This window comes from Phycisphaerae bacterium (genome assembly GCA_024102815.1).
In the GTDB taxonomy this organism is placed as follows: domain Bacteria; phylum Planctomycetota; class Phycisphaerae; order UBA1845; family UBA1845; genus JAGFJJ01.
This window is the reverse complement of the sequence record JAGFJJ010000049.1, coordinates 50,424-73,324: the sequence shown is the minus strand read 5'-3', so window position 1 is coordinate 73,324 and position 22,901 is coordinate 50,424. Positions and strand designations below refer to the sequence as shown.

The following is a 22,901-nucleotide window of genomic DNA, read 5'->3' as shown; positions in this document are numbered from 1 at the left end:
CAAAAAAGGAGGAAATGCCTCTCTTGATAGACCGCGGGCTGCACCACCCAACTCAACCCCGGCCGGTGCAGCCCGCGTATTCTTGCACAGTGATGTCGTACAAGCCAGGCTTACGCCGGCACCCACGCCAGATCCAGAATCGTATGCGTCGGTTTGCTCGTGTTGAACACGGCCTTGATGGGCATGCCGATCTTGGGCTCGCCTTCCTTGAGCCAGCTCATCAGCTTGGTGCAGACGCCCTCAATCTCCACGCTGATCAGCGGCGTGCCCGCGGGAAGCTTGAATAGCTCGCCGGGGTATTTCACGATGCTCCAGGTGAAGATCTTCCCCTTCTGCGGGGCTTCGACCCATTCCATGTCGTGCCAGCAGTCCGGGCACTCGCAGCGCGGCGGCAGCCAGAGACGATTCTCCGCACACTTCTTGTTCGCGCAGCGCGTGGCCAGCAGCTTGCTCTGGGCCAGCCCGTCAAAGAACTTTCCCCATCCCCCGTAGCTGTGAAAGTGCGACCACGTCTTGGGGTTCCGCACCACCAGCGGTTCCTTCTCCATCACTTCGAGTGCTGTCGTCGGCCAGTTCATATCATTGATCCTTTCGGATTTGAATTTCGCAATTGCAGTCGCGGAACACGGAGCCCTCTTTCATTCAGCATTCCAGATTCCGCATTCCCGATTCTTCCTATTGCCTCTTCTCTTCCCTTCGTGGCTGCGTCGCTTCGTGGCTACGGTTTCTCCAATATCGCGCACGTCACGTGGCTTCCCGTGCCCGCGTGGGAGATCGCGCAGCCGCGCTTGGCGTTCTTGACCTGCAAGCTGCGGAAGTCCTTGGGCTTGGTCTTGCCATAGCGCGTCCAGCGCTCCGGCTCGGCGTGGAACTTGTCCCACTTGCCCTGTAGCTGCCACAGCAGTTCGACGATCTGGAATATGCCGGTCGCGCCGACGGAGTGCATCGTGCCGATTAGGCCGCCGGAGAGATTCGTCGGCAGCTTGCCCTCGAAGTAGGCGTCGCCGGATTCGATGAACTCCCGGCCGCGACCATAGGGCCGGAGCCCGATGTCCTCGTACGTCTGTACGTCGCTGATGGTGAACGCGTCGTGCGTCTCGAGGACGTCGAAATCCTCGACCGGATCCTTGATGCCCGCCATGTTGTAGGCCAGGTACGCCGCCATGCGCGAGGCGAGGAACGAGCTGAAGCCCGGCCAGTCCTGCCGCTTGTGCGTGAAATATTCCTTGTACGTCGCTTCCGTTTCGTTGGGCAGCAAAAGGATGGGCATGTGCCGCCGGTCGGCGGTGCGCAGCGTGTGCGATCCTCCACAGATCGCCGTGAGCTGCATGGGATTGTCGGAGAGTTCGTACGCCGTCTTCTCGTCGCAGAGAAGCAGCACGGCCGCGCCCACGCTCATCACGCAGCACTCGAGGAAGGACAACGGATGGGAAACGATGTCGTTCTCGAGAATGTCCTTGACCGTGTACTTGCCGGGATTCTGCGAGTACGGCGAGTAGTAGGCGTACTCGTGATTCTTGCAGGCGATCTTGGCCAGCGTCTCCCGCGGGACATTGTTCTCGTATTGGTAGCGCTGGGCCATGAGGGCATAGTAGGCCGCATACATCCAGCCCAGTTCGCTTTCGAAATCCTTGCAGGCCGCGCTGGCGATGTAGGAGTTGCCCACCTTGGTGGACACCTCGTCCATGCGCTCCCAGCCGACGACGGGCACGCAATCGGCGTACCCCGAAGCCACCGCCTGAGCCGCGGCGAGGACGGCCGATCCGCCCGTCGCGCCGCCCGTCTTGACCTCGATATTGCCCAGCGGGTCGAATCCGAGGTAGTCGTGGATCTTCGCCGCCGCCAGGAGCTGATCGCCAAAGTGGTCGGCAAACTGGGAATAGACCACCCAGTTTACGCGACGGCGAATGTACTCCGGATCGACCTTCAGGTCGTTCTCCTCGACGGCCATGCGCAGCGCCTCGGTGCAGAGCTGCGAGGTGTTTTTCTCGGGGTAGCGCTTGCGGTAGTCCGTCAGTCCGCCGGCGACGATGTACACCGGCTTTTCGAACTTGGGGATACGCAGATTGCCGGGTCCGAATCGAATCATGGGCTCTTCCTCGGAATGGGTACTGGTGGGATCCTCTTTGCCGACCAAAACGACAAGGCGGCGCCGTCGCGGGCGCTCGCGAACGGCGTATCGCCGGAATTCACGACAATGAGACGGGGCACAGCAAACAGAAAGGCCGCGCACGACCGGCCGCGCCCGGACAAAGATCGACCGGCATATTGCGTGCCGCGCCGCCAGCGAGGGTCAGGGCTGAACAGCCGCGTTAAAATAGGAAGACCGGGCCATGGTGGTGACCACGGCGGACCGGTTCGCTAAGATCGTGACGTTGGAATCAGAAACCGGCCGGGTCGCCGCCCTTGAATACCGCCCATGGATACGCTGCAAACCAAGATCAACACCGCCGATCCCACATTTCGGGAGAATCGGGCCCACCTTCAGGCCCAAGCGGCCCTGCTTGGCGAGCGGCTCGCCAGAATCAAGGAGGGTGGCGGGGAGGCGGCCCGGCAGAAGCACACCTCCCGAGGAAAGCTCTTTGTTCGCGACCGGATCGCCCGGCTGATCGACCCCGATAGCCCCTTTCTGGAATTCAGCGCTCTGGCGGCGTGGGAGTTGTACGACAACGGCGCCCCGGCGGCGGGCATCGTGACCGGAATCGGCCGGGTTGTGGGACGCGAGTGCCTTATCGTGGCCAACGACGCCACGGTAAAGGGCGGTTCATACTACCCGCTGACGGTCAAGAAGCACCTCCGCGCCCAGGAGATCGCCCAGGAGAACCGTCTGCCGTGCATCTACCTCGTCGATTCCGGCGGGGCGTTTCTACCCATGCAGGATGAAGTCTTCCCGGATCGCGAGCATTTCGGGCGGATCTTCTACAACCAGGCGCGAATGTCGGCGATGCGGATTCCGCAAATCGCCGTCGTGATGGGCTCGTGCACGGCCGGCGGGGCGTACGTGCCGGCGATGAGTGACGAGACGGTTATCGTGCGCCAGCAGGGAACGATCTTTCTCGGTGGGCCGCCGCTGGTGAAAGCTGCCACCGGCGAGGAGGTCACGGCCGAGGAGTTGGGCGGAGCCGACGTTCACTGCCGCGAGTCGGGCGTAGCCGACCACTACGCGGTCAACGACGAGGACGCCCTGGCCATCACGCGTCACATTGTCGAGCACCTCGGCCACCAGTCGAAGACAGAACTCCATGCGCGATCGGTCGAGGAGCCACACTACGACCCGTCGGAAATCTACGGCATCGTGCAGAAGGACAGCCGCAAGCCCTACGACGTGCGCGAGATCATCGCCCGCATTGTCGACGGCAGCCGCTTTCACGAGTTCAAAGCGCTGTACGGCACGACCCTGGTCACCGGCTTCGCCCACATCTGGGGGTATCCCGTAGGCATCGTGGCCAACAACGGCGTACTCTTTTCGGAGAGCGCGCTGAAGGCGGCGCACTTCGTGGAAATGTGCAGTCAGCGCGGCATTCCGCTGGTGTTCCTCCAGAACATCACGGGGTTCATGGTGGGCAAGCAGTTCGAGCGCGGGGGCATCGCCAAAGACGGGGCGAAGATGGTGGCGGCGGTGGCCAACGCGGCCGTGCCCAAGTTCACGGTGATCATCGGCGGGTCGTACGGCGCGGGGAATTACGGCATGTGCGGGCGGGCGTACCAGCCGCGCTTCCTGTGGATGTGGCCCAACGCCCGCATCTCCGTCATGGGCGGAGAGCAGGCGGCGAGCGTGCTATTGACGGTGAAGCGCGACCAGCTCGCGGCGTCCGGTGCCAAGGCGATGACACCCGAGCAGGAGGAGGAATTCAAGCGGCCGACGCTGGAGAAATACGAGCGGGAGAGCAGCGCCTACTACAGCACGGCCCGCCTCTGGGACGACGGCATCATCGATCCGGCGGATACGCGCATGGTCCTGGCCCTGTCGATTGCGGCGTCGCTGAATGCCCCGATGCCGGAACGAGAGCATGGGGTGTTTAGGATGTAGGTTGTATGGCGGGCTGCGCCCGCCATACAGTGCGATCATGATTCCACTTATCGAAGACAATCGTGACGTCATCCTGGCCCTGTGCCACAAGCATCATGTGGCGCGGCTCGACGTCTTTGGCTCGGCCGTCTCAGGGAAGTTTGATCCAGCGCGAAGCGACCTGGACGTTCTAGTGGAATTTGAGTCGTTGGAACCGGGCCAGCTTGCTGATGCGTACTTCGGATTGCTGCACGACTTGGAAGACTTGTTTGACAGGCGCGTTGACCTGGTGTCCCCGAAGGCTATCCGCAATCCCTACTTTCAGCGGGATATTCAGCAGACTCGCGAGGCCGTTTATGCTGCTTGAAGAAGTGCTAGCCGCACATAAGTCTGAGATTCTCCGCATCGCCGCAAATCACGGCGCTCGCAACGTCCGCGTCTTCGGTTCGGTCGCGCGGGGTGAAGCCGATGCCGACAGTGATATTGATTTCCTGGTGGACATGGAGCCGGGGCGGAGCCTCTTCGACCTCGGCGACCTGAAACTGGACCTGGAGGAATTGCTGGGCTGCAGAGTGGACGTGGTGACGGAATCGTCGCTCTATTGGCTGCTGCGTCGTCGGATTCTACGGGAGAGTATCCCGCTATGAGCAAAGACCCCCGAGTGTTTCTTGCGCATATCCTTGAACGGACCGAGCGAATCCTGCAGTACACCGCATCGGGACAGGGGGACTTTCTCGCCGACCAGAAAACGCAGGATGCGGTCATTCGCAACCTGGAAGTCATCGGCGAGGCTGCAAAACGAATTCCAGACACCTATCGCACGCAGCACGCGGAAATACCATGGCGCAGTTTGGCGGCCCTGCGCGATGTTCTTATCCACCAGTACGAGGGCGTGAGTCTGCCTGAGGTGTGGCAAGTTGTGGCGGTTCACCTCCCGCGCTTGCGAAAAGCCATCGTAGCCATTCTGCCGCCGCTGGATCAACTTGAACGTGAAATTAGCGGCGAGGACGACGATTCTTCGAATGAATGAGACCGGTATGAGCACATACGTCAATTCGCAAACGCGGCAGGCTAAGACGACGATCACCCTCTCCCGTCCCGACCTCCATAATGCTTTCAACGAGGTTGTCATTGACGAGGTGACCGAGGCGTTTCACAAGGCTGGCGAAGATGACACCGTCCGTGTTGTGGTCCTCGCGGCTGAGGGCAAGTCCTTTTGCGCCGGGGCGGACGTGAACTGGATGAAACGCATGGTCGATTACTCCGTCGACGAGAACCTCGCCGACGCCGCGGGCATGGCCAACATGCTGCGGACCATCCGCGATTGCCCCAAGCCGGTCATCGCCCGCGTGCACGGGGCGGCCATCGGCGGAGGCGTGGGGCTGGTCACCGCATGTGACATGGCCGTGGCACTGGAGTCGGCCGTCTTCGCCCTCACCGAGGTCAAGCTGGGTATCGTCCCGGCGGTCATTTCCCCCTTCGTGATCGAGAAGATCGGCCCGGGTCACGCTCGGCGCTACGCCCTCACTTCAGAGCGCTTCAGCGCCGCCGAGGCCAAGCGCATCGGGCTCATCAGCGAAGTCGTGGGCACGGAGCAGGAGCTCGACCAGTGGATCTCCGACGTGACGAAAGCCCTCGCCGCCAACGGCCCGAAGGCCCTCGCGGCGTGCAAGAAGATTCTCACCGAAGTCGCGGGCGTATCGTGGGACCAGGTGCAGTCGCGGACGGTGCAGCGCATCGCCGACATCCGCGTCTCGTCCGAGGGGCAGGAAGGGCTGAAGGCGTTCCTCGAAAAGCGGAAGCCGAACTGGGCGGGCGAGTAGCAGTAGCCACGAAGCGGCGGAGCGACGAAGGGAAGGCATTAGGCAGTGGGCAACAGGCAATAGGAAGAAGTAGAAAATGTGCGTACTCATTGAACTGTGTTCTGGCTGAAGCCCGCTGCTCGAGAGAGATATGTTTAAGAAAGTCCTCATCGCCAATCGCGGGGAAATCGCCGCCCGCATTGCGTCCACGCTCCAGCAGATGGGCGTAACCGCGATGGCCGTCTGCTCCGAGCCGGACCGCGCCGCCGTGCATGTTCGCGCGGCCGACGAAGCCTATCCGCTTGAAGGCAAGACCTCGGCCGAGTCCTACCTTCGCGGCGAGAGGATCATTGATATCGCCCGCCGCCACGGCGCCGATGCCATCCACCCCGGCTACGGCTTCCTCTCCGAGAACGCGGAATTTGCCCAGGCGGTGGCTAACGCCGGCCTCGTTTTCATTGGTCCGAGCCCCAAGGTCATCGGCTCGATGGGCGACAAGCTCGTGGCCAAGGAGACGTTCACGAAGGCAGGTGTTCCTGTCGTGCCGGGCTGGTCGGGCGACCTCGCTACCGCGCGGCAAGAGCTGCCCCAACGAGCTTCGCAGATCGGCTACCCCGTATTGATCAAGGCCGCTGCGGGCGGCGGTGGCAAGGGCATGCGCGTCGTCGAGCGAGAGGACGACCTTTCCAGTGCCATCGAAGCGGCACAGCGCGAAGCGGTAGCGGCGTTCGGTGACGGCCGGGTCTTTCTGGAGAAATACATCGTCCGCCCGCGCCACGTGGAGATTCAGATTTTCGGCGACACGCACGGCAACGTTGTGCACCTCTTCGAGCGGGAGTGCTCTATTCAGCGCCGGCACCAGAAGATCATCGAGGAGTCGCCCTCGCCCGGACTCACGCCGGAGCTGCGTCAGCGCATGGGCGAGGCTGCCGTCGCCGCGGCGAAAGCCATCGGCTACACGAACGCCGGTACGGTCGAGTTCGTCGTCGACGCCGCGGGCAACTTCTACTTCCTCGAAGTCAACACGCGCCTGCAGGTCGAGCATCCCGTCACGGAGATGGTCGTGCAGCATGATCTGGTGCGGGCGCAGGTGCTTGTTGCCGCCGGGGAGCCGCTTCCCTTTGAACAAGAATCGCTGCGACAAACCGGTCACGCCATCGAATGTCGCATTTGTGCCGAGGACGCCTCGCGCGGATTCCTTCCGTCGATCGGCAAGATTGAGCAATACGTGCCGCCGAGCGGGCCATTCGTCCGCGTCGACAGCGGTGTGATGCAGGGCTCAGAGATCACCGTCCATTACGACCCCATGCTGGCCAAGCTTATTGTCTGGGGCCGCACGCGCGACGAAGCCCTCGACCGCATGGCCTGGTCCCTGGACCGCTTTGTCATCCTCGGCCCGACGACCAACGTCGAGTACCTGCGAGCGCTGGTCGGCCATCCGGAAATCCGCGCCGGACGCATGCACACGCAGTTCCTCCAGGAGCAGTCGATCCCGCTCCCGGACGCGGCCGACACGCCCGACGAGGCGTTGATCGTCGCCGCCCTGGCCGCTCGGCGTATGACCAGCGGGCAGCGTGCCGCCGCGGACGCCGCTCGACAACGTCCCCCAAGACATCCCAGCCCGTGGGAATCTGCCCAGCGGCTTCAGCCGTGATACGTCGCTCGGATCCCCGCAAAGCCCTGGACCGCCACAATACCGGCCTCGCTTTCCTTCGAGCCCTCCCGGCGGTTACACTGTTTTCGAGACCGCATCCGGCGAGCGAGGGGAACTATTCCGCATGATTGTCGATTGTTACACGCACGCATGGGAGTCGTTGGATGAGCTCGGACGGGCCGCGCCGCCCCGCAACGGTTCGCGCGGCTCGTCGTGGCATCGCGCCGCGTGGGACGGCGCCGGATTCCAGCGGCATCTCTCCGCGTCGCAACCCGCAAGCGTTACCGTCCTCGTGGGCTTCAAGAGCCGATTCCTCGACGCGGACATCACCAACGACAAGCTCGCCGCCTACATCGCCGCACACCGCGAGCGCATCGTCGGATTCGCGGGCATCGATCCCAGCGACTCCACGGCCGCCGTCGAGGAGATGATCCGCGCCAAGGAAGAGCTTGGCATGGTCGGCGTCGCCATCGCCCCGGCCGCGCAGGACTTCCACCCCACCAACAGCCGCGCCATGCTCGTCTACGCCGAAGCGGCAAAGCTGGGCATGCCCGTGCTGTTTCACACCGGCGTTCATCCCCGCGCCGCAGCCAAGCTGGAATACGCCCAGCCGGTCCTGCTCGATGAGGTCGCCCGCGAGCTGCCCAACCTCCGTATCGTCATCGCTCACCTCGGGTTTCCGTGGGTGCAGGAGACGATCATGCTCCTGGCCAAGCACGAGCACGTTTTCGCCGAGACAAGCTGGATCCTTCACCAGCCCTGGCCGGCCTACAACACGCTGCTCAGTGCATACCAGTTCGGTGTGATGGACAAGCTGCTCTTCGGCAGCGGCTTTCCTTACGCCACGGCCGCACAGTGCCTGGAGGAACTCTACGGCGTGAACCAGCTCTGTGCCGGAACGAACCTTCCCACCGTCCCCCGCGAGCATCTTCGCGGCATCGTGGAGCGCGACGCACTTTCGCTGCTGGGGATCCCCCACGCGGTTCCGGCTCTGGCAGCGAAGTCTGCGAGCCGGGACACGGACGATGGGGATGAGCTCTGACGGAGCGGACGACGGATCGGGCAAGACTTGGTGTCGGTGACGTTTAGAGGCAGGGAGCCGCAGGCTTTCAGCCTGCGCGGCTGTCCCCCATCGATTCGGCCTTGGATAAGATTACGGCCGGTGCAATTCGTCGTTTGCCGGTCCTGCGATCAATTCTGCGAACGGCCATGTCCGAACAGAACAAATCCATCATCCGACGCTACTACGAAGAAGTCGTCAGTACGGGAAACGTCGAGGCCGTGGAGGCCTATATCGCCCCGGAATACACGGAAGTGTACGAAGGAAAGCGTTACCCGCTGGGCATTGAGGGCGCGAAAGAGCACATCCTCGGCGTCCGCCGTACCTACCGCGACCTCCGCCTGACCGTCGAACGGCAGATCGCCGAGGGTGAATGGGTGGCGAGCTGCATCATCGCCCGCGGCATTCACAAAGGCGAGTGGATGGGAATCGCCCCCACGGGCAAGCCCGTGGCCTTCACCGGCGTGAACATCGACCGCGTGGTCGACGGCCGGATCGTCGAGCACGGCGGCGCCGTCAACCTCCTCGGTCCGCTGCTGGAGATTGGGGCGGTTCGGGTGGTCGGTGCGGAAGAACCAAACGATTGAGCGGCGGAGCGGTGCGGGCACGCGCACATCGATGCAATGCGACGTAAACTATCGCCCCATCTGTGCGTAATCGCGCAGATCGACCGCGCCGTTTGAATCCATGTCAAACACGCATAGGCATGTCTCCGTCGGAAGACCACCGCTTCCGTCGAGGCAACCGATGAACGCGGATAGGTCGCCGAGGTCCGTCCTTCCGTCTGCGTTGAAATCGCCGTGCGGCTGCGTGTGCGGCGTCTCATAGGCACCCAGATCGACGCGGCAGCCGCTAAGACGTGGCGAGCCGTCCAGATCCGTCGAGTCCGGAGAGACTAGCGCACTGGGATCGCCGACATTGATGGCGGGAGAAGTCATGTACAGGTGGAAATCATCATCCGGCGTTGCCGGTATGTTGTCAGGCCCGCTGGGCGAAACGAAAAGCGGGTCGGCGTCGAGCATTCCGACGCCCGGAAGGTACGGGGCATTCCAGTCTTGCACGATGCAAGAGCTGGCGTGGATGTATGAGCGATTATTCGCCGCAATCTGTACCGCTGGGCGGGGATTGGAAACGGCCGTGTTGGCCCAGAGGATTGTATTTGTCAGATATAACGGACTAACCGACGCAGCGTTCCAGAAATTGATGCCTCCACCCTCATTGTTGTCGGTGTCATTTCGTGCAAATGTGCAACGATCCACGTAAACCGGCCCTTCGGGGTCTATCGTGAGGCCTCCAGCATAGTCGGAGTTACTCCTGTTGTCGTGAACAATTGAGTCGGAGAGCGAAAGAAACGTTCCCCAGTAGCGAATCCCGCCACCATCGTTGCGGGCAACGTCTGTCCTCGTAATCGTGGCGGGGGAGCGATACAGATTCAGGCCCAAGAACTCATTGTCCGCCAGGGCGGCACCTTCGATGTCGACAGTGGACCATAAGGCAAATACAGCGGCCCCTGCACCCTCGTTCCGAGAAACCGTGGATTCTCGAAGGATCAGGCTCCCGTCGGACAAATCGAGAACAGAGAGAACGGTCTGATTCTGCTGCATATCCGCGCCAGTGAGGTCTATTGACGAGTAGAGCCCCGATATCGCGGCGCCTTGTGCGCCTCGATTGCCTGTCCACGTGGATCGGACGGCCACCAGATCAGCGACATTCAAGTACACGCCACCGCCGCCACCCCAAGCGTAATTTTCTCGAAATGCACAGTCGGTGAGAACCAACTTGCCCCCACTGACGAACGCTCCCCCGCCGAATAAGTAAAGATAGCCAGGGCCATCATCGGCGCGTCCTGCCACGACGCTAAGACCGTCGAGGGTTGCCGGTTGTGGCAAGTGATCAGCAGATAGAACGTGCCTGCTGTTGTCGCAGCGATTACCTAACAGGTTGCAGCAGTACTGATGGGCCAAGTCGGCGCACTTCAGGTCCCATTGGGCCTGGTCTTTACCGCTTGCGCAACAATCGGACTGCAGAGCGCAGACCGCGCTTTGGCACGCAACGTCGTCGCAGCCCGGCGTCGCATGTTCGTAGAGGCAATCTGAACCCGAGACCTCGGTATCGTTATAAAGGAAGTCGCCGCTCAGAACTGTCGGATTCTCCACGATGTCCCGTGCATCCGGGTCGGGACTACCGCAGCCGGAATAGCCTCCACGAATTGTAACGCCGCCCACGAGCTGAATCGTAGCGTCTCGCGGGTCGGCCAGGCCTGACGGATCAGGCGGTTAGGTTCCGTCCGCAACCCGGATTTCGCTGACCAGCCTCCCTGACGCGGCCGCGGCAGCAACCGCCTCGGATAGCGTCAGGTACGCCTTGCACCACGACGAGCCGTCGTGAACAACCCCGGCCGCATTCTCATCGACATAGATTCTCCCCTGTCCGCGAGCAGGATCGCTATCGAGGGCTACCATCGCCAACATCAAGATGCGTAGGGTACGGCGGATGGGCGGGACGTTTATGAGGCGATACCCCGAAGAATGGCGGCACCGATTATAGCCAACCGCCCCACGTCGCGTTCCTTGCGGGCTTCGCGCCATCCGTGATACGCTTTTCAGCACTGGCGTGGGCGGGCGCGGCGATTATCGGCCCGGGAGCCTAAACCGCCCCGCGCCGAGGTGCCGATATTCACCCGGTGGTCCGACTCCGCGCGGCGCGGAAGTGTTTGCCCTGTAAGTCCTTAGAAATAGGTCCCTCATGATCCGGCAACCCCTTCCCTCCGATACGCGCCGATACGCGCCTACTGCAATCGCACCGCGACGCGGCCGCTCCGCAGCCTCTGCGGTTGCCTGTTGCCTGTTGCCCGTTGCCTCGCTTCTGGCCGGTTGCAACTCCATCCGCAACGGCTGGCTCGATCCCACCATCGTCGGCAGCTTCGAACGCTCCACCACGACGGAGATCCGCCACTCGCTCACGCTCGAGGACGCAGCCCAGGCCGTACCCGGCTCGGAGTACCCCTCGCCGCAGGATCTCGAGGTTCATGCCATCGAGTACGCCATCTCCGGCGGCGACCTGCTCTACATCGAGATCGACGAACTCCGCGATCGCCTGACGCCCTACCGTGAGCCGCAGATCAGTGTCTCCGCGACGGGCATAATCAACCTGCCCGTTCTCGGGCGGATCCAGGCGGCCGGTCTCACCGTCACCGAGCTGGAGGACGAGATCAGCCGGCTGCTCGTGGAGAAGAACATCCTTGTAGAACCCGATGTGATTGTTCGCGCCGTCTATCTCCAGGAATCGACGTATTCCATCTTCGGCGTAGGGGTCAGCGCTGCGAACGACGCCCCGCTGCGCGCGGGCACGTTCCCGATACTGCGGCCGGACCTCCGCCTGCTCGACGCCATCAACCAGGTCGGCGGTCTCAACGAGTTCGTCACCGATGTGTATGTCTTTCGCCACGACAACGAATGGAGCCGCGAAGCGACGCACGAGAACGGCGAGCAAGAGACCGCACCGGATCCGGAATTCGGCGTGTCGCCCGGCGATCAAGAAGAGTCTTACGAAACGCCACCGGATGCTGAAACGGCGGATAAGACGATCCAGCCTCCGCATGACGAACGGTCCGACCTGATCGATCTTGTGGAAGGTGCCGAAGAAGCTCCGCCCGAGCCGGAAGAACCTGAACCAAACGATGATCTTCTCCGGGCCGTCGACGAGGACGCCGCCGATCCCTTCCTGTACGTGGACGGTGAGTGGATCGCCAATCCCGAATACGAGGGCCCGGTTCCGGGCGCGGCGCCGCTTACCGAGGACCGCGGCACGTTCGATCTTTCCACTTCGAGCGCCAAGTGGGCGCGCATCGCGGGCGAGTCCGCCCAGCGCATTCTGCGCATCCCGGCCGAGGCGCTGCGCACCGGCGAGCCTTCCGCGAACATCTACGTCCGCGCCGGCGACGTGATCCGCATCGTCAGCGGTGAAATCGGGGTCTATTATGTGATGGGCCAGGTGAACCGCGTGGGTCCGTTCGCCTTCAACGCCGAGCAGATCACGCTGAAGGCCGCCATCGCCGCCGCCGGCGGATTATCTCCGTTGGCTTGGCCCGATCGCTGCACGGTCTATCGCCGCATCGGCCAGCGCGAGCAGATGATCCAGGTCAACCTCGACCGCATCTTCGCCGGAAAGGACCCGGATTTCGTGATCCGCCGGGGGGACATCATCAACGTCGGCACGCACCCGTTCGCCCCGTTCCTCCAGCGGATCCGGGCGCTCACGCTGCCGAGCATTACCTCCAACGTCGGCTACAGCTTCACTTACAGCCGCAACTTCGCCGACATCGACTCGTTCGAGCCGCGGATCAACCCGGACAACCTGCCCAGCGCTTGGGAAACCATCCTGCAACCCTAGGAGTCCCCTTGGTGTCCGACGTCGCCACCAGATCGATCGACGCACGACCCCGCTGGACGGAGTTCGTCCCCCCGCTGGCGCGCGTCCGCGTGGCGATTGTCGTGCTGCTCCTGGCGCTGGTCTACTGGCCGACCGTCCGTCACCTGATGGTCGCCCGGTGGATCCATGACGCCGACTGGTCGCACGGCTGGCTGATTCCCGTCTTCAGCGGCTACTTCCTTTACGCTCATCGCGATGAACTCCGGCGCGTGATTTTGCGAGGCTCCGCGGCGGGTGCCGTTGTTCTGGCACTTTCTTTGGCGGCATTCTTCACCAGCGCCTGGTGGGGACGATGGGGTTACATCCAGGCGATCACCGTGGTGAGTTCGATCTTCGGTGTGACGCTGCTCATGGGCGGATGGCAGCTCATTCGTGTGACGTGGTTCCCTATCCTGTTCCTCGCCCTGGCCGTGCCCCTGCCTGAGCGGATTTACGTCCAACTGACCTTCCCGCTGCGGGAGTTTGCATCCTGGGCGGCAGCGGCAATCTTGCCGCTGTTGATTCCGGGACTGCACACCGAAGCGCAGGCTGTGGTTATCGACTATGTCCTGCCGGGCCGTGCGCCCGGTCAGCTCAATGTAGAGGAAGCCTGCGCCGGCATGCGCCTGATGATGGCCTTCGTGACGCTGGGAATCGCCATGGCCTACCTGGGCGATCGCCCTGGCTGGCAGCGTCTGATCATGGTCCTTTGCTGCGTGCCAATCGCCGTCTTCTGCAACGTTGTTCGCGTCACGGCTACCGGCCTGCTGCATATCAACGGTTACGAGACATTGGCCAAGGGAACCCCGCACCAGTTGATGGGGATCGCCATGCTCGTTCTGGCGCTGGGAATGTATCTCGCATTGGGATGGCTGTTGAGCCGATTGTTCATTGAGGAATCTTCGACGGAGCCGGAGGCGCCGTCGGCCTGACCGATTAGAGTTTGCCCGGGCGCAGCCCCTCCGGCTGTGCCTCCAAAGAGCCCGATCATGACAACCACGCCGGCTGCCACCACTCAGGAGCGCTTCCCACTTCCCCCAACGGGGAGAGTGCCGGGTGCTGAACCGGGCGCCGCGCCCTCCGCCGGTGAGGTTCTCGCCATGCTCCGGCGGCGGATCGTCATGATCATCGTGCTCTTCTTCTTGTTCAGTGCTATGGCCGTGGGCGGGTTCGTTGCCTGGTGGGTCTACTTCCCCGGCTACGAGGCGGAGAGTCTGGTCGAGTGCGTTACAGATATTCCCGAAACGGAACTCACCGCGGAGCGCGAGCGGCTTCGTCAGGAAGAGCACGAGCGCTTCGTTCGCACGCAGGCCGTGCTCCTGATGAACCCGATCATCCTCGGCGAAGCGCTGAAAATCAACGCGGTGCGCGAAACCCAGTGGTACCGTTCGATTCCGGCCGGTGAACAACTACTGGAGCTCGAACAGCAACTCCAGGCCGCGCCCGTCCGGTCGACCAACTTCCTCCGCGTGGCGCTCGAAACACGCCAGCCCGAGGACGGCCCGGTGATTGTCAACGCTGTCGTGAACCAGTGGCTGGAACTTGTCCGCCGGCGTACCGCGCAGGAATTCGCCACGGAAGCCATCGAGGATGCCGGCAACGAGCTGACTGATCTGCAAAAGCGGCTCGCCGAAAACCGCGACCAACTTCGCCGCTTGTCTCAGCAGCTCCCGCCTGGCGCCGCGAATGACCCGGCCGGCAGTCTCGTGGCCCAGCAGGTGGCGCAATACTCCGAGCAGGTCGCCAATCTGGAATTGCAGCTCAGCCAGCTTGAGCAATATCTGCAAATCTACAGTGACCCGGCCGTGCCCGTGACGGCCGAGGACCGCGCGATCGTCGAGCAGGATCCGCAAGTCGCACAACTCGCCCAAACCGTCTTTCTGCTCGAACAGCAGATGGAGCAGGATCGTCAGGTGTACGGTCCAGGGCATCGCGTTCGCAAGCAAGCCGAGGCACTGTTGGACGCCGCCCGCAAAGACCTCGAGGCCATGCGCGTCCGCAAGCTCCAGGAGCGCAAGCAGGACCTGCTCGAGGCCTTCCGCACGGCTTACGCCAACACGCAGAATGCGCTGCTCCAGGCGCAGAACAGTCTTTCCATCGCGCAGTCACAGCTTGAGGAGCAGGATACGCTGTTGCTCCGCTACCAGACCGTCGCCGATGAAATCAAGCGCGACGAGGAGCGTGAGCAGATCCTTCAGGACTACATCAGCAGTCGTCGCCGGGTCCTCCGCCAGCAACGCGCCGTGCAGATTTCCGTTGCGCAGGAGGCCATCGTGCCCCTGGAGCGCAGCAGCCCGTCGCTGCTGGTGCTGCCGGCCGGGGTCATGCTCGCCCTCGCCATGTCGGTGGGCATCGCCTTGCTGCGGGAGTTGCTCGATACGTCCGTGCGTTCGCCGCAGGACATCACCCGCCATCTGAACGCCGCGCTGCTTGGAGTCGTTCCTGACATCGATGATGAAGAAGTGCGTATCCAGCGGGCGGAATCGGCCGTGCTCGACGCACCTCGCTCGATGATGGCCGAGGCGTTCCGCCGCGTCCGCACCAATTTGCAGTTCAGCGCGCCCGCCGAGCGCCAGCGCCTCGTCTTGGTGACCAGTCCGCGACCGGAGGACGGCAAGACGACCGTCGCCGCAAACCTCGCCGCGGCCATCGCCCAAGGGGGACGTCGCGTCCTGCTTATCGATGCCAACCTTCGCCGCCCGCATCTCCAGGACATTTTCCCCGTGTGCGCCGGAGCAGGGTTGAGCAACATCCTCGTGGGCGAATCATCACTCGAAAGCTGCGTTCGCACGACATCGCTCCAACATCTTGACGTACTCGGCGCCGGTCGCGTTCCGCCGAACCCCGTCGAGCTGCTCGACAGTCCCGATTGCCGACAGCTTCTCGCGCGCGCCGCGGAGCAATACGACCAGGTGATTCTGGACACGTCGCCGGTGCTGCTGGCCAGCGACGGGTTGGTGTTGGGGACGATGGTGGACGGCGTGATTCTGGTGGTGCGGGCGAAGGCGAACTCGCGCGGCGCGGCCGCACGGGCGGCAAACCTGCTCATCGGCGTCGGCGCTCGTCCTTTCGGCGTCGTGCTTAATGCGGCACAAGTCACGCGTGGCGGTTACTTCCGCGAGCAACTCCGCAGCTACTACGACTATCAGGCGGGTGCGGAGAAGGCCGGAGCGGATCGCTCATCGCCTTCCGCCAAGAGCTGATCTTCACCCAGGCTCCGTTACCGGCTGGTTACCGCCTGCCGATTCAATTGCACATCCTGCTCAGATATTCTGAAATCACTCGATCCGGCGGGGCTCGAATGCTGCGCGGTACCACTCCTGGAGAATCCGCTATGATGAACTCTGTAAGAACATTCTGCTTGCCGATTCTGACTCTGCTCTTTCTGTCGGCGGCCGGATGCACCCATCCCTACGTGCGCACCATTGACGCCTACCGCGCCGCAAAAAAGCAGGGCGACTACGAAACTGCGCGAACCTGCCTTGCGGACAATCCTCGCGTGTGGTTTGGAAAGAGGGAGGGTGAAGGAAGTCCGCTCCGCCCCGAAGGCGGACCGTATGCCGAATGGGACAAGGAAATGAATGCCAAGTCGGAGCGCATTGGAATGAAGGTTCGTGGCCATACCGTCTCCTACGACTTCCTGGAAACCAATGATTACTACCGGCTGGTCGATCGTCAGCCCGCCAAGATCCGTGTGACGTACTATCTGGATGACGATGGCAAGATCGAGGGCTACCTCGTGCAGCGCCTCACACCGCCGAACCGTCGCCCGCCGGATCGCTGCTGCGAATTCGAACGCTGGGTCGAGGAGAAGTATCCCGGCATGCTCGAGAACGAGGAAACGAAGATCCCCGCGAACCCTCGACGCTGGCGCGAAGTCCTCGTGGAATGGCGCAACGACGTCGGGTTGCCGCCGGTGGAATGACACGTGAGGAGGGGAGAATCTCCCCAGCGGGCGCTATTGCGGCATGGATTCTGTGGCGCCAGAAAACCGCTTGATCGTCGTCAGAATACCCGTCGCAGGGACTCGGTGCGTCAAGGGCACACTCTACTCCACCCCGATCCGGACGAATCCGTTGAAGCTTCCCCCGTTTTCGATGTGTAAGGCCGGGGCGTGGATCTCGCCTTTAAGCTGGCCGTTCTTCTCCACGCGGACCATTTGCCGGGCGCGGACGTCGCCTTGGACCTGCCCGCGAACCACCAGCGTGCCGGTTTTGATCTTCGCGGAGACCCGCCCGCTTCGCTCCACGACAATATCGCCGCAGGTGGCGAACTCGCGCACGCCGTAGTAGCCCTTGATGGTATAGTCCTCAAGGATGAGCCGCTTCTGGCAATGGGGGCAGAAGACGGACATGGCCCGCACCGCGACCTCGCTGGGACGGTCGCAGTGCGTGCAGTGCACGGTTCTCAGCGCCGGTTGTCGGCTCAGAAGCGTGGCCATAGTCGGCCCGATTCAACGGCTCCGCCGTTTTTCTCGCCGTACGGTCAGATTGCCCGAATGCCCCTGACCGGCAGGCGGCTACTTCTTTCCCGCCACGACCAATCGGGTGCCATGTCCACGCTTCGTGGGAATGGCTTGGCGCACGTGGGAGGCTACTTTTTTCCCGCCACGGCCGGTTGTGGCGGAACCGCCGGCTGATTGCGACTGCGATCCGCACCGCTCGCACGGCCGTCACCGCGATTCTTGTCCGTTACCCCAATCATGCACTGCCCGACGAGCATGGCGCCTTCCGCGACTTCGAGCCGGGCGGTCTGGAGATCGCCCTCGACGCGGGCCGAGGCTGCCAGCGAGACTTTCTGCACTGCCTCGAGGTTTCCCTTGACCTGCCCCTCGACGCGAACCGTCTCGGACTTGATGTTGCCGTTCATGCTCGCCCCGTCGGCGATTACCAGGTCGCTTTCGCTCTGGATGTTGCCCTCGAACTTGCCCAGCAGGCGAACGCCTTTCTGAGCGCGCAGCTCCCCCTTGAAAAAAACGTCATTACCCAGAATCGTCGGATGGTTGTTGTCTGCCTCAGCCATTCAAATGTTCTCCGCGCGTCCCCCTTGGGACCTCCTGGTGCCGGACCGGCTCGCCCCAGATTCCCCGGCGGAAATCCAGCGGGCGATAATACCGGCCGTCCGCCACAGCGGCAATTCACAGGGCGCGCCGATGACGGCTTTCGACGCGGACGCCGCCGTCCGCGGAGGCTTCAAGTTCGCCGCTTGCCTAATCGGTAATGTCGTGGTCGGGGAAGTGTCGCTTCAAGGCCATGCGGCGGGCGGCGCGGTAATAGCGGGCCATGTTCTTCCAGTCGAAGTAGTCGGCGTGATTCTCCACGCGGTTGCGAAGCTGGATGCGTTCTCGCAGGGAGGATCGGGCAAGGGCGTGCATCCAGCCGGCGACTTGATAGACAATATTCTCGTGGCTGACGCCCCTGCGACGGGCGACGTACAGGCCGTTGGTGTCGTGGTCGGGGAAGTGGTCCATGAGGTAGTTGCCAAAACCGCTGAGATCACTGGTCACCGCCGGGATGCCCCGCACGATGCACTCCATCGGCGTGTAACCCCATGGCTCGTAATAGGATGGGAATACGCCGAGGTTGCAGCCGCGCACGAACTGGTCGTATTCCATGCCCAGCAATGGGCTCGTCGGGCTGAGGAAATCGGCGTGGAAAACGACCTTGACCGGGTCGGACGGGTCGTTGATCAGCCCCTTGGAGCGAAGGTGGCAGAGCACGGGGTCGCTGCCGTCGTCCTTGAGATCGTGTGTAACAATGGTCGGGAGACGATCCTGCCGCCAGGCGTGGATCATGCGCTGAAGTCGGACGCGGGCGGAATCGTCGAGCAGTTCGTCCAGCGTGGGCATGCGCCCGGCAGTAACCGTCTTGAAGAGACGCCGGCCCATGTCCTCCTCGATCTGCTGGCAGGCGTCGTTGATCTCGTTGAACATCGCCTGGCGGTTGAGCGTGTCGACGTTCATCGCGTGACAGACCGCCCGCGAGACGATGAATGCCACAACAGTGACACCCAATGACTCGGCCTTGAGGCGGCGATTCAGTTCCGCCAGCGAGTCGATGAATACGTCGATGCCCTTGTTGCGGTACTCGTAGCGCCCGGCCGTGAAAACGTAGAGCGTCCGTTCGAGGTTGAACGTGTAGCTCGGGAAGAAGTGCCCGATGGTAAACTCGTGAATCTGCTCCTTGCACTGCTGGTGGAGATTCTGAAATTCGTGCGGAGCGGTGAAGCGGTGGACGTGCAGTCCGTTGGGCAGCACGAACTCCGGTCGCCGGCCCAGGAATCGCTCGGCCTCCTCGGCGGTGATCCCCGAGACGGTGGTGAATACGTCGGCAGATTGTGCCGCGGCCCGCTCAATGCGGAAGCGGTGTTCTATGCCGTGTTCGCGGGCGACGCCCTCACCGTCGATTTCATGCAGGGCGCCGTAGATATTGCGGTTGGCGGCACTGAGGCTTCGCCCGACCAGCGTGGCATGCGTGGTAAAGACTGAGGGAATCTGCAATTGGCGCTGCTGCAACAGTGGTAACGCCAGTCCGCCCTGCCATTCGTGGTATTGCGCAAGCATGGCTCGGCCGTTCATCCGCGAGCGGACTTCTGAAAGCAGATCCGCGACGGTGTAGCCGAACAGGACAATGTCGTCGGTTTCGGGGTCGTTGGGCGTTCCGATGCCCAGGTCCTTCCAGAGGAAGTATTTCATCTCGCCGAGGTTGCGACGGACGGAGTTGATGTCGATGAGGATCGTGCGCGGGCGCTCGGTGATCAGCCAGCGACCGGTATGTACGACCACCCCGCGCCGGCGAAGCTCCTCGACGGCCTCGGCTACGATCCCCTCGTGCGGTTCGGGCTCGAATTCGATCCGGGCGGCGTGCTCGTGGTAGGGGCCGATGGCGTAGTAGCTGTCGGTGGGCTCGATGCCGGAGGCACACTTGCTGCGCAGCACCGTGTAGATGCCGCCGGTCTGCGAGCAGACTTCCCACGACACTTCGAAGATCAGCGGGCGAAAGGATGCAAATTCGTTCACGTAGTCAGACTCGTGTTGCCGCGATGCGAACGGGCCTGATCGGCGGCAAGACTTCGCGTAGCAACTTCCGCGCCGTTCGCCCATCGCGGGTCGAGCATCATAGCAGCATCGTCAAGTACTCACAGGGCAGGGCGAAGAACCAGGGCGTGGTGAAGTCGCTTTGCTGTACAGTAACTGCCGCGCTCCGAGCCGACGGCCCATTCGATTTGCCATGTCTTCCCCAGGTGCCGACTTTCAAACCCGCTCGAATCGCCCGAGAGTCTCCAGATTGCCCCCGTGACCGCGAATCGGGCTCGGTGTCGTTGCGACGAGCTTCCATCCGATGGCGAGCGCCTTCTCCGCCACTTCGGCTACGACCTCCTCCACGCGATGTTCAGGAAGCAGGCCCTGCGCCAGCCATTCCGGCGGCGCCTCGTAGTGCGGCTTGATCAGGGAGATGACCACCCCTCGAGGCTCGATCATGCGCGCGACATTGGGCAGGACGCGCTCCTGCCGCGTCCAGCCGACATCGATCGTGACCAGGCCCACCGGTTCCGGCAGCGTTGCATGCATGGCGTTGGTGCGCTCGAGAACGACGACCCGAGCATCCCTGCGGAGCTTCCAAGCCAGTGTGCCGTAGGAGGTGTCCACGGAATAAACACGAAGCGCTCCATGCTGGAGCAGACAATCCACGAAACCGCCGACGTGGCTCCCGAGATCGGCGCAGACGCGACCGGACGGGTCGACCTGAAAGGCGTCCAATGCGGCGGCGAGTTTGTCTCCGCCACGAGATACAAAACGAGAGGACGCCGGGTCATGCATCGCGACCCCTCCCTGTGGAAAAAGAACATCCCGGCGCCGCGTTGTGCGACGGCCGGGATGCGGATTTCAATCGTGGCACGCGGGCCTAGGAAACGGGCTTGGCGGCGGCCAAGGCGTTCAGCCGGCGAGCCAGCCGCGACTTGCGCCGCGCCGCGGTGTTCTTATGGATCGTTCCCTTGGCTGCGGTCTGATCCAACCGCTTCGTGACCTGTACGAGTTGCTTCTTGGCGTTGGCCACGTCGCCGCTGCTCAAGGTCTCGAGGTACTTGCGGGTGTCCGTCTTGAGCGCCGACTTTCTGGTGCGGTTGCGGGCGCGGTTCCGCTCGTTCTGCTTGATTCGCTTCTTGGCTGAGGGAAGATTCGCCACTCATTAATCTCCGTCAATGAAAACGCGGCTTTCCGCCTTCTTTGATACCCTTGCGTGCCGCCCGAAAACGGACACTCCGCTCCCGGGAGGAAGCGAGGAAGTCTATCAGGAGCCGGGCAGGGCGTCCAGTCTCTCGCGAACGTCCTTGTAGTTATAGTCCACCTGCAGGAGCCGGCCGTAGGTCTCACGGGCCGCGGGCACATCCCCAGCGTCCTCTTCGGACCGCCCAAGCCAATAGAGCATGCTCTTGGCCAGGTCGTCGTCGGAAAACTCGTAGGATTCCAGCTCGGCTTTGAGGGTGGAAATCGCCTGGGAGTAGTACTTCTTGGAGTAGAAGCAGAGCCCCAGGTACATCCCGCAGGCGGCCCGATTCTTGGGGTCGTTCCGTGCGGCCTGGAACAGCGGAATGGCGTCGTCGTACTTCCCGGCGTGGAGAAGCCGGACGGCGTACTCGAACTTATAGCGGTTGTCCGTGGGGTACTTCTCGACGCGCTCGCGGAAAACGGCAAGGTCGTATTTCAGGCTGGTGAACTTGGCCTCCTTGGCGGCCTCAGCGTCTCCCGATTTGGCGGCAATGCGTGCCCGGCGGGAGAGCTGCCGCATGCGGACGTCGTCCGCCTGCATCTTTCGCCGGTAGTCGTTGGAGCGCTTGTAGGCGTCCATCAGGACGATCATGGCCTGCTTCTCCAGATCATCCTTTTCCTGGCGGGTGAGCAGATCGACCAGGCGGTTGAGCACTCCGGCGTCGTCGGGACTCTCGCGGTACTCGGCCTGGGCCTTCTCGATGAGCTGTTCAACGCGGTCGGCGCTCTGCACGGATTTCTGCCGGTCTTGCAGATCCTTCTGGGCCTCGTCGTCGGCAATGCTCTCTCGAAACGACTCGCCGTCCTTGTACTTGCCGCGCGTGATGGTGAGCTTGGTGGAGAGATCGCGGAGGCGCAGCTCGGCGTCGCCGTCGCGCGGGGAGCGCCGGCGCCAGGCGCTCAGGGCGTTGACGCCGATCTGATAGCATTCCACGGCGAACTTGGTTTCCTCGCGGGCGGCGGCGCGGTCGCCGACCTCTTCCATGGCGGCCGCCAATGCCTGGAACTGCTTGCCCGACGCCTTCGTGTTGTTTTCCAGGGCTTTCAAATGAACGTTGGCCGCCCACAGGGCGGTATCGTCCGCCCGGAGCTTGCTGGCGTTGCGGACGACGCCCTCGATGTAGGAGACGTTGTCGGGCTCGTGTCCGAAAAGCCACAGTGCATTGACGAACGCCTGCCTCGGGTTCTTGTCGGACATCGAACGCTTCATCGAGTCCTTGAACCCGGGCTTCTTTCCGCCTAACTGGCGGCGGGCGACGGCGCAGCCGTGCAGGGGCTTACACGCCTCTTCCACCGCGTCGGGCCAGAATTCCAGTCCGTTGACGTAGTACTCAACGGCGTAGTCGAATTGCTTTTTCTCACCCAGTTCCCGTCCGCGGGCGAACCACTTGCGGGCTTTGGCTTTGTCCTCTGCCGAGGTATCCAGGCGAGCATTTGAATCGCCGGCGTTCTCGTTGTCCGGGTTTTTCTTCCTGGCCATAAGTCGGCGGTCTTCAGCAAGCGGCTATGGAGGGAAGCACGGGATGCACGCTGGGGCGCCGAAGAATCGTCGGATCGGCCCGCCAAGCGGACCAACTGTCGACGACAGGAAAAGCGCCGCACAGTGGCAATCTAGCGCTCATTGCGGCAAACTACGCCGCAGCGAACCTTTACAATTCACAACTGGTGGATACTATCTTAGCGCCTCATCGTGTCAA

General features: G+C 62.7%; 22 protein-coding genes. 12 read left to right on the top strand and 10 right to left on the bottom strand.

Features of this window, described 5'->3' with window-relative positions; genetic code table 11:
- Positions 1-110: 110 nt before the first annotated feature.
- Both J5J06_13185 and J5J06_13180 read right to left on the bottom strand, forming a co-directional pair.
- Positions 111-578 (bottom strand): OB-fold domain-containing protein, encoded by a 468-nt coding sequence (locus J5J06_13185; protein MCO6438040.1) that lies wholly within the window; start codon positions 576-578, stop codon positions 111-113.
- A 140-nt stretch (positions 579-718) separates the two neighbouring features.
- A complete protein-coding gene (locus J5J06_13180) occupies positions 719-2,089 on the bottom strand; it encodes a thiolase domain-containing protein (GenBank protein MCO6438039.1) in 1,371 nt (456 codons plus the stop codon).
- Positions 2,090-2,419: 330 nt separating this feature from the next.
- Here J5J06_13180 and J5J06_13175 point away from each other — a divergent pair, with 330 nt between their 5' ends.
- The 8 genes from J5J06_13175 to J5J06_13140 all read left to right on the top strand — a co-directional run bounded on the left by J5J06_13175 (position 2,420) and on the right by J5J06_13140 (position 9,112).
- Positions 2,420-4,030 (top strand): methylcrotonoyl-CoA carboxylase, encoded by a 1,611-nt coding sequence (locus J5J06_13175; GenBank protein ID MCO6438038.1) that lies wholly within the window; start codon positions 2,420-2,422, stop codon positions 4,028-4,030.
- A 37-nt stretch (positions 4,031-4,067) separates the two neighbouring features.
- Entirely contained in the window at positions 4,068-4,376 is a 309-nt protein-coding gene (locus J5J06_13170; GenBank protein MCO6438037.1) for a nucleotidyltransferase domain-containing protein, read from the top strand.
- Complete coding sequence (locus J5J06_13165) at positions 4,366-4,656, top strand: nucleotidyltransferase family protein (protein MCO6438036.1); 291 nt, start codon at positions 4,366-4,368, stop codon at positions 4,654-4,656. Before J5J06_13170 ends, J5J06_13165 begins: the two co-directional genes overlap by 11 nt.
- Positions 4,653-5,039, top strand: a complete 387-nt coding sequence (locus J5J06_13160) for a DUF86 domain-containing protein (protein ID MCO6438035.1) — start codon at positions 4,653-4,655, stop codon at positions 5,037-5,039. Before J5J06_13165 ends, J5J06_13160 begins: the two co-directional genes overlap by 4 nt.
- A gap of 7 nt (positions 5,040-5,046) precedes the next feature.
- Positions 5,047-5,832 carry an enoyl-CoA hydratase/isomerase family protein gene (locus J5J06_13155; protein ID MCO6438034.1) on the top strand — a complete coding sequence of 262 codons (786 nt, stop codon included), beginning with the start codon at positions 5,047-5,049 and terminating at the stop codon, positions 5,830-5,832.
- Positions 5,833-5,962: 130 nt separating this feature from the next.
- On the top strand, positions 5,963-7,465 hold the full coding sequence (locus tag J5J06_13150; protein MCO6438033.1) for an acetyl-CoA carboxylase biotin carboxylase subunit: 1,503 nt from the start codon (positions 5,963-5,965) through the stop codon (positions 7,463-7,465).
- 124 nt (positions 7,466-7,589) lie between these two features.
- Positions 7,590-8,507: an amidohydrolase gene (locus tag J5J06_13145; GenBank protein MCO6438032.1), complete on the top strand. Its 918-nt coding sequence runs from the start codon at positions 7,590-7,592 to the stop codon at positions 8,505-8,507.
- Between the two features lie 167 nt (positions 8,508-8,674).
- On the top strand, positions 8,675-9,112 hold the full coding sequence (locus J5J06_13140) for an ester cyclase (protein MCO6438031.1): 438 nt from the start codon (positions 8,675-8,677) through the stop codon (positions 9,110-9,112).
- A gap of 48 nt (positions 9,113-9,160) precedes the next feature.
- Here J5J06_13140 and J5J06_13135 read toward each other — a convergent pair whose 3' ends face one another.
- Both J5J06_13135 and J5J06_13130 read right to left on the bottom strand, forming a co-directional pair.
- Entirely contained in the window at positions 9,161-10,750 is a 1,590-nt protein-coding gene (locus tag J5J06_13135) for a hypothetical protein (protein MCO6438030.1), read from the bottom strand.
- A 51-nt stretch (positions 10,751-10,801) separates the two neighbouring features.
- Positions 10,802-10,987 carry a hypothetical protein gene (locus tag J5J06_13130; protein MCO6438029.1) on the bottom strand — a complete coding sequence of 62 codons (186 nt, stop codon included), beginning with the start codon at positions 10,985-10,987 and terminating at the stop codon, positions 10,802-10,804.
- A 385-nt stretch (positions 10,988-11,372) separates the two neighbouring features.
- Between J5J06_13130 and J5J06_13125 the strand changes: the two genes are divergently transcribed.
- The 4 genes from J5J06_13125 to J5J06_13110 all read left to right on the top strand — a co-directional run bounded on the left by J5J06_13125 (position 11,373) and on the right by J5J06_13110 (position 16,860).
- On the top strand, positions 11,373-12,917 hold the full coding sequence (locus J5J06_13125; GenBank protein ID MCO6438028.1) for a polysaccharide biosynthesis/export family protein: 1,545 nt from the start codon (positions 11,373-11,375) through the stop codon (positions 12,915-12,917).
- Positions 12,918-12,928: 11 nt separating this feature from the next.
- Positions 12,929-13,867 carry an exosortase/archaeosortase family protein gene (locus J5J06_13120; GenBank protein ID MCO6438027.1) on the top strand — a complete coding sequence of 313 codons (939 nt, stop codon included), beginning with the start codon at positions 12,929-12,931 and terminating at the stop codon, positions 13,865-13,867.
- 57 nt (positions 13,868-13,924) lie between these two features.
- Positions 13,925-16,138, top strand: a complete 2,214-nt coding sequence (locus tag J5J06_13115) for a polysaccharide biosynthesis tyrosine autokinase (GenBank protein MCO6438026.1) — start codon at positions 13,925-13,927, stop codon at positions 16,136-16,138.
- 131 nt (positions 16,139-16,269) lie between these two features.
- On the top strand, positions 16,270-16,860 hold the full coding sequence (locus J5J06_13110; GenBank protein ID MCO6438025.1) for a hypothetical protein: 591 nt from the start codon (positions 16,270-16,272) through the stop codon (positions 16,858-16,860).
- Between the two features lie 123 nt (positions 16,861-16,983).
- On the opposite strand, the gene J5J06_13105 is transcribed toward J5J06_13110, so the two are convergent.
- From J5J06_13105 to J5J06_13080, 6 genes are all read right to left on the bottom strand, one after another.
- Positions 16,984-17,376, bottom strand: a complete 393-nt coding sequence (locus J5J06_13105) for a polymer-forming cytoskeletal protein (protein MCO6438024.1) — start codon at positions 17,374-17,376, stop codon at positions 16,984-16,986.
- A gap of 152 nt (positions 17,377-17,528) precedes the next feature.
- Positions 17,529-17,957 carry a polymer-forming cytoskeletal protein gene (locus J5J06_13100; protein ID MCO6438023.1) on the bottom strand — a complete coding sequence of 143 codons (429 nt, stop codon included), beginning with the start codon at positions 17,955-17,957 and terminating at the stop codon, positions 17,529-17,531.
- Between the two features lie 187 nt (positions 17,958-18,144).
- The gene (locus J5J06_13095) at positions 18,145-19,953 is read right to left on the bottom strand and encodes a glycogen/starch synthase (GenBank protein ID MCO6438022.1); all 1,809 of its coding nucleotides are present in this window, start codon (positions 19,951-19,953) and stop codon (positions 18,145-18,147) included.
- Between the two features lie 234 nt (positions 19,954-20,187).
- Positions 20,188-20,754: a TlyA family rRNA (cytidine-2'-O)-methyltransferase gene (locus tag J5J06_13090; protein MCO6438021.1), complete on the bottom strand. Its 567-nt coding sequence runs from the start codon at positions 20,752-20,754 to the stop codon at positions 20,188-20,190.
- Positions 20,755-20,839: 85 nt separating this feature from the next.
- A complete protein-coding gene (locus J5J06_13085; protein ID MCO6438020.1) occupies positions 20,840-21,121 on the bottom strand; it encodes a 30S ribosomal protein S20 in 282 nt (93 codons plus the stop codon).
- Between the two features lie 105 nt (positions 21,122-21,226).
- Entirely contained in the window at positions 21,227-22,684 is a 1,458-nt protein-coding gene (locus tag J5J06_13080) for a hypothetical protein (protein MCO6438019.1), read from the bottom strand.
- Positions 22,685-22,901 lie beyond the last annotated feature (217 nt).

Excerpts from the sequence above, each read along its gene's own strand:
- J5J06_13185 (MCO6438040.1), bottom strand. The coding sequence starts at position 578 with ATGAACTGGCCGACGACAGCACTCGAAGTGATGGAGAAGGAACCGCTG.
- J5J06_13180 (MCO6438039.1), bottom strand. The coding sequence starts at position 2,089 with ATGATTCGATTCGGACCCGGCAATCTGCGTATCCCCAAGTTCGAAAAG.
- J5J06_13175 (MCO6438038.1), top strand. The coding sequence starts at position 2,420 with ATGGATACGCTGCAAACCAAGATCAACACCGCCGATCCCACATTTCGG.
- J5J06_13170 (MCO6438037.1), top strand. The coding sequence starts at position 4,068 with ATGATTCCACTTATCGAAGACAATCGTGACGTCATCCTGGCCCTGTGC.
- J5J06_13165 (MCO6438036.1), top strand. The coding sequence starts at position 4,366 with ATGCTGCTTGAAGAAGTGCTAGCCGCACATAAGTCTGAGATTCTCCGC.
- J5J06_13160 (MCO6438035.1), top strand. The coding sequence starts at position 4,653 with ATGAGCAAAGACCCCCGAGTGTTTCTTGCGCATATCCTTGAACGGACC.
- J5J06_13155 (MCO6438034.1), top strand. The coding sequence starts at position 5,047 with ATGAGCACATACGTCAATTCGCAAACGCGGCAGGCTAAGACGACGATC.
- J5J06_13150 (MCO6438033.1), top strand. The coding sequence starts at position 5,963 with ATGTTTAAGAAAGTCCTCATCGCCAATCGCGGGGAAATCGCCGCCCGC.
- J5J06_13145 (MCO6438032.1), top strand. The coding sequence starts at position 7,590 with ATGATTGTCGATTGTTACACGCACGCATGGGAGTCGTTGGATGAGCTC.
- J5J06_13140 (MCO6438031.1), top strand. The coding sequence starts at position 8,675 with ATGTCCGAACAGAACAAATCCATCATCCGACGCTACTACGAAGAAGTC.
- J5J06_13130 (MCO6438029.1), bottom strand. The coding sequence starts at position 10,987 with ATGGTAGCCCTCGATAGCGATCCTGCTCGCGGACAGGGGAGAATCTAT.
- J5J06_13115 (MCO6438026.1), top strand. The coding sequence starts at position 13,925 with ATGACAACCACGCCGGCTGCCACCACTCAGGAGCGCTTCCCACTTCCC.
- J5J06_13110 (MCO6438025.1), top strand. The coding sequence starts at position 16,270 with ATGATGAACTCTGTAAGAACATTCTGCTTGCCGATTCTGACTCTGCTC.
- J5J06_13105 (MCO6438024.1), bottom strand. The coding sequence starts at position 17,376 with ATGGCCACGCTTCTGAGCCGACAACCGGCGCTGAGAACCGTGCACTGC.
- J5J06_13100 (MCO6438023.1), bottom strand. The coding sequence starts at position 17,957 with ATGGCTGAGGCAGACAACAACCATCCGACGATTCTGGGTAATGACGTT.
- J5J06_13090 (MCO6438021.1), bottom strand. The coding sequence starts at position 20,754 with ATGCATGACCCGGCGTCCTCTCGTTTTGTATCTCGTGGCGGAGACAAA.
- J5J06_13080 (MCO6438019.1), bottom strand. The coding sequence starts at position 22,684 with ATGGCCAGGAAGAAAAACCCGGACAACGAGAACGCCGGCGATTCAAAT.